At 50.4% G+C, this 6,131-nt stretch carries 5 protein-coding genes and 1 pseudogene; all 6 read right to left on the reverse strand.

Going from position 1 to position 6,131, the window contains the following annotated elements; genetic code table 11:
• Nucleotides 1-1,986: 1,986 nt before the first annotated feature.
• Entirely contained in the window at nucleotides 1,987-2,871 is an 885-nt protein-coding gene (locus tag AC0AP0_RS07725; protein WP_490430045.1) for a 16S rRNA (guanine(527)-N(7))-methyltransferase RsmG, read from the reverse strand.
• Between the two features lie 386 nt (nucleotides 2,872-3,257).
• A complete protein-coding gene (locus AC0AP0_RS07730) occupies nucleotides 3,258-3,899 on the reverse strand; it encodes a Jag family protein (protein ID WP_490430046.1) in 642 nt (213 codons plus the stop codon).
• A gap of 177 nt (nucleotides 3,900-4,076) precedes the next feature.
• Nucleotides 4,077-5,099, reverse strand: a complete 1,023-nt coding sequence (gene yidC / locus AC0AP0_RS07735) for a membrane protein insertase YidC (protein WP_110426017.1) — start codon at nucleotides 5,097-5,099, stop codon at nucleotides 4,077-4,079.
• A 2-nt stretch (nucleotides 5,100-5,101) separates the two neighbouring features.
• Nucleotides 5,102-5,413 (reverse strand): membrane protein insertion efficiency factor YidD, encoded by a 312-nt coding sequence (gene yidD, locus AC0AP0_RS07740; protein WP_198207805.1) that lies wholly within the window; start codon nucleotides 5,411-5,413, stop codon nucleotides 5,102-5,104.
• 107 nt (nucleotides 5,414-5,520) lie between these two features.
• Nucleotides 5,521-5,913: pseudogene (gene rnpA, locus AC0AP0_RS07745) on the reverse strand (ribonuclease P protein component); the annotation flags it as partial.
• 26 nt (nucleotides 5,914-5,939) lie between these two features.
• On the reverse strand, nucleotides 5,940-6,074 hold the full coding sequence (rpmH, locus tag AC0AP0_RS07750; protein ID WP_015022700.1) for a 50S ribosomal protein L34: 135 nt from the start codon (nucleotides 6,072-6,074) through the stop codon (nucleotides 5,940-5,942).
• Nucleotides 6,075-6,131 lie beyond the last annotated feature (57 nt).

The raw sequence follows: 6,131 nt of genomic DNA on the forward strand, positions 1-6,131 counted from the left end.
TCACCTTCTTCGATGCGGTCACGAACCTTCCTCCTTTTGATAACCATTCAATTTTCCCGTCCTAGTTGGACATGTCAGAACAGCCGAGAGTTATACACGGTCACTGTTCATAACTGTGGATAAGTGTGGATAGATCCAACGGAGCCACAGCGGCTGACCCTTACCCAAGATTGTTAGATTTGCCTTGTAATTATTGATAAGTCTGGCACTTTCCACCCCAGGCCAGCGTCTTCAAACAACGATGTGGATAATTCGAAGGTCAGGTTTGAATTGTGCATAACTTATTAGCAACAAATCTATAAATCTATTAACTCGTCAAACCAAGCAACATTATTCATGGTTATATTCAATGATCTTATCCATCTGTACGATAGCCGCTATAAACACCGCTGTAATACCAAAATAAATCCTTAGGATGACAAGCCTTATACAAACGTACAGCACGAGGGAGGTTTCACGTGAAACATCTATACTGCCTGGGCAGTATTATTACCCCGGCAATTGTCGTCTAACGCAGTTGGCTAACTTAGTTTTGTCTTTTATTTGCAGAATCTATCTATGTACCTCCAATAACGGCTGCCGAATCAAGAAAACAGAACTAAATGCTAATTTTAAGTAGTCTTTTAGTGCTGTTAAACAAAAGACTTCATTATGTCTATGGAGACTCTAGTTTACTCCGCAAAATTATGATTGAAGGAGACGTAGCTAAGAAGCAAGACCTTTAACAACATTTACTAAAAAAGACATAGAAAATATTTCGATATTCTCTCGTCTGCGCTTTCATATACCTAATCCTGATTATTTCATCTGCGTTAATTGTTTCACGTGAAACATTACGATCTATCTCTACATAGCGATCATCCACCGGAAGCACCCCTCGAATATTGCTATATGCTTAGATGCCCTAAATGTAATCGTTACTGAAGGACGTTCTTGTAGAACATACTCATAACAGTGTGCTAAGTCATCTAGATGAGTTACAGCTGGAACCAATGAAGCCTAGTTTACTTGTTTTGGATTAAAAAAAGATCCTTTGTCAATGTTTCACGTGAAACATTCTTTAGTGGACACATCTGAAGCCGGTGAACAGTTCTCTTGTAGCTCGGTTCGGTTGTCCCCCAACTCCCACATCAGGGGGATTCTCGCCATTCCGGATTATTTTAGAGACATAATCTGTGCCGTTTAATCGATAACTCACGTAATCTTCATACATTTGCAAGAATCAGGATACCCCTATCGATATTTCTAAGGAAAGGGAGGAAACCGAACGGTTTAGAAAGCCGAGAAGATCGAGACAAAGGATAGACACAATAAACTGCCTGGGAGTAAGAGAAACACATAAATGAGTACAGCAAGAGATACATAACTTCGACTGTCGAGTAAGGGACGTAGGTAAACGCATAGATCCCCCAGCAACGAAAGTAGAACATCTCCCGAGACCCTTAATGCAACAATAGAAAGAGATGTCAGTATATCCAACTCAGATATAGGGCACCATACAATCATTCCAATACTACTTGGACGGCAAGATCAGGATACAATGAAACCTCCTGCACAACAAAGCCGAATAAGTACTTTGATGTGCATTACATTCAAAATATATAATATCTTTATTTTAAATAATCTAATTGTATATAGCCAGTTCTGACTGTTGTCTAAGGCGTTGTCTAAAACTAGAGTATCAAAAAACCTAAGAATGTTTGAGGTGAAAGCATACACGAGTCGGACAATAAAAATCACAAGCGTGCTTGCTTTCCTCTTAATCTAATACTCCATTCACCACGAATGAATATCCGCTAAGCCGCTGTCTAGAAAAGGCCTACTTAGATCCGATAGAGCTTAATCGATTATCTCTAATCAGGTATTCGATAAGACTCTGTGTTGAATACTGATAATTGATTATCTTACCTAGCCTATTCTTGTCTTTAGATTGAGCAACATCTCAGGCATCGAAGTCATTAAATAAGGTCATATCAGTGTCGTACTTTAGTGTTTGTCCACAAGAACCACGTGGGTATTCTCAAGGCCGGGTGCGACTGGAGCTAGACAAACCCGTGGATTCTCTCCATGACATTTTTTTATCTCTTTGGCAGCCTTATCCAGCTCAGCTTGTGCCGAGCGACCCTTAAGGGCAATAAGCTGACCTCTCGATCTTAAAAGCGGCAGGGTCCATCCGGCGAGCTTAGTCATGGGGGCTACAGCTCGGCACGTCACAACGTCAAAAGTCTGTGGAATTAAAAGATTGGATTGGATGTCTGCTAGACCTGCACCACCCGTAACCTCCGAAGAGTCATGGTCATTTACATCTTGTTGGCTGTCAGCATTCATGGCTTCGGTCGAGGCTAAAGAGCCAACACGGCCGTATGCCGAAACAGACTGTTTCTCTATTCGACGACGACCATGATGGCGGCTTTGTGAACTTTTTTTGTTGTGCCGAATCGAAGCCTTAGAGGATTGCGGAACCAGATCCTCTGCACGCTTGCGAATCACAACAGCATTAGCCAGGTGCAACTCATCAACCACTTCCTGCAACCAGGTCACACGCCGCTCCATTGGCTCGACAAGAACAACACTGCACTGCGGAAGGCAGGCAGCCAGTACAATGCCTGGGAAGCCCCCACCGGAACCTATATCCGCCACCGTTGCCGTCTGGCCGTCAGTGCTCAATCGCTCTCGCACGAAAGGCACAATAGCCGCTGAATTGAGTATGTGCCGTTCCCAAATAATGTCTTCATCGCGAGGGCCAATGATGCCCCTCTCCACACCCTCGCGCAAGAGCTTGTCATGAAAGCGCTGCATGGGTACCAGAGCATCGCCGAGCACCTGCATCAAGAGGGGACTATCGTTCAGCTCATCATCCACAACAGCCATTTCAACTCCTCACATTCACCTTCCACGCCCAGTCGGCCAAAGCCACAGACCATAACAGCGTCATATAGTCTCGTCGTATCCAGCAGGATTATTCACGCTGCCAGAATCGAAAACAGCTGCATTTCTAAGACCATTACCACCATATGATTACCACCATATGGTTTTCAAACGCAAAAGAGCAATCCGGATTAAGCAACATGGCAGACTAAGCACAACAGACTAAGCACAATCATGAGCCAGACAATACTACACACCTGCCAAAGGGCACAGCGCTGGCAGATAGCACAACAAACCTCGACAGTATGACCGCACCAAACAGTGGACCAATCCAAAAAGGCCGACGTCATGAATACTTCATCAACGCATAGCCCTGTGAGGCTTAACAGTCACTCCCTATCAGCATCCGCAGGATCATCATCAGCCTCGTAGTCAGCCGAATCGACGACCTGATCGGTTTCATCCACGTCCAGCGAGTCGTCGTACCCGACTGGCTCGTCCTCAACATCGTCAGGCAGGTCTTCGTCTTCGCTCTTGGCCTTCAGATAGACAGTGACGTACCGGTGGGGCTCCTCACCGTGGGAGCGTGACTTCAGCCCCTCCTCGCGGACCATGTCATGAACAATCTTGCGCTCGAAAGAGTTCATAGGCTTCATATTGACAGGGTCGCCAGTCTCACGAACCTCATCAATCACATCCAGGGCTTGCTCGCGAAGATGTTCGCGCTTGCGCCGCAGGAAACCATCCACATCCACAATCAGATGGGAGCGCTCCCCTATCTTCTGCTGCACGGCCAAGCGTGTCAGCTGCTGAAGAGCATCGACCACCTCACCATCCTTGCCGATCAGATGCTTAATGTCCGTATCGTCGTCAGCCACAATCTGTACGGTCGGACGGTGGTTGCGCACCCCCATCTCGATATCGCCCTCGTAATCGACGATGTCCAGCAACCCCTCCAGATAGTCGGCGGCGACATCCGCCTCCTCATTGAGTTGCTCGATGGTCTTTCCCTGGTCCAGAGACTGAGACATCTATGCTCTCCTTACACGCGTTTACATCCGATTCATAACCTCAGGTCCACTGGATTCCTGGTCACCAATCGAGTGTCCAGTATTGAGGATACACGGACGTGATGATTGCAGATTACTCCAGTATTCGCCCGACCGAAAGCCGGGTTACCACGCCGGCCTCCACCGCCAGTAGCCGCATCAACGGCCGCGACGTTTGCGATGGGGTTGGGAACGCTGGTGGGAGATGTTCTTGTTGTTGCGGGCTTCCTCTTCCAACCTCTTGGCCTCCATCAACTGCTCCTCCTCCAAAGAGGGCAGCCCCTGGCGCTTGCGGCGGGCATTCTCACGGCGATGGTCACGCTCTTCCTTGCTCTCTGCGGCCGGCGAGCCAGGAGTGGGCATATGGCGGACCTGGAAGAGGGTTCGGCCCAGATTCCAAAGGTTGTTGGTCAGCCAGTAAATTAGCACTGCGAATGGGAAGTAGATGCCCGAGAAGATGTACATGACCGGGAAGATGAAGGCCATCATCTGCTGCATCTTGTACTGCTTTCCCTGCATGGCCGACCTCGGCATGTTCCGTCGAACATTATGGAACTGCGAGTAGAACATGGCCAAGCACATGAGCACGATGAAGACCACAATGACTATACGGCCCGCACCCTGGGCGGACATGAAGTTGTCCGAAATCCGCAGCCCGAAAAAGGTAGTCTCTTCGAATTCCCGCGCCACCTGTCGATTGAAGGCTCCCAGGGGTGCCCGCTTGCCCCGGGCGATGAAGGGCACAGCCGAAAGCACGTAGAACATGGTCATGAAGACCGGGCCCTGCACCAGTGCTGGCAGACAGGACCCCATGGGGTTGGCATGGTTGTCCTGATAGACCTTCATGGTCTCCCGGCTCATGGCCTCTCGGCTGGCCGGATCCTTCTTGTTGCGGTATTTGTTCTGGATCTTCATCAGCTTGGGCTGCAGAGCCTGCATCTTTTGCATGGATCGCAGCTGCTTGATGAAGAGCGGCAGCACGCACAGGTTGACGATCAGCACCAGCATCACTACCGAGAGCGCCCAGGCCACACCGGGACCCTTATGAAACCCGATCAGGGTCAGGAACTTGTGGCAATAGGTCATGATGTAGGTCATGAGCCACTCGATCGGGTACAGGATCTTGTAGAAGAAACCGTATATACCCGTATCGAAGGTGAAGGTGTCGTTGTTGTGTAACATTGTCAGGCCGTCTCCTTGTCTGGGGCCATGGGGGTCAGCCGGGCCTCCTCATGAGCCTTGGACCACGAGAACCGATAGAAGATGGAAAACCTTTGGGGCACGTCATCGATTCCGCCGTTGTTGAAGGGCGTGCAACGCAATAACCGCAGAATGGCCAGGATGGTTCCGCGCAAGGCCCCGAACCGCTTCAAGGCGGTCAAAGCGTACTGGGAACAAGTCGGGTAGTAACGGCACCTCGGCGGCGACAAGGGTGAGATGTGGCGCTGATACCAGCGGACTGCGCTCTGCAGAGCCCGGGAGGCCAGGCCGCTCATGCTCGGCATCCTTCACTGGTTTTCAGCTGTTGGACCGGTTGACGCTTGGATCCAGCGAACTGCGGACCTGACTGTCCCTGTACATCAAGACCGCCGGCAGTCTTTCCGGACTTACGCATGAGGTCACGGAAGAGCCTGTCCACTTGCTCCTCCAGCTGCTTGTAGGTGGCTGTAGCAGCGCTGGGTTTGGCGCGCATGACCAGATCACAGGAGGATGGCAGCAGGTCCTCCTTGAATCCCGCGAGTTGCCTGAATCTGCGCTTGACCTTGTTCCTGGTCACGGCCTTGCCCACATTTTTGGATACAGCGAGCCCCATGCGGCGTCTGCCTGCAGGCAGGATGTCATGCCGCCCTTCGTGCACAGCCGGTGCCGTTGGCAGCGGGGTCGCCGTCCGGTCAAGCCCAGGTATCAAATAATGTATGACCAGATCCCTGCTGCTGACTCGATGGCGTCGCCTGAGCACCGCCGTGAACTCCCGGTGGCTCCTCAGCCGTTCCACCTTCTGAAAAAGGATCGGGATCCGACTCAGGCAGAGAGGGTCCGACGGCCCTTGGCCCGGCGGCGGTTGATCAGGGCGCGACCAGAGCGGGTACGCATGCGAGCGCGGAATCCGTGCTTCATGTGACGACGGCGATTGTTGGGCTGGAATGTCCTCTTCATAATTCGTTGCTCCCGTGTGTAGACATACTCGAGTACGGCTCGTTATGAGTCAAGCTA

Source organism: Bifidobacterium sp. POST2/T3 (B1), from assembly GCF_058197115.1.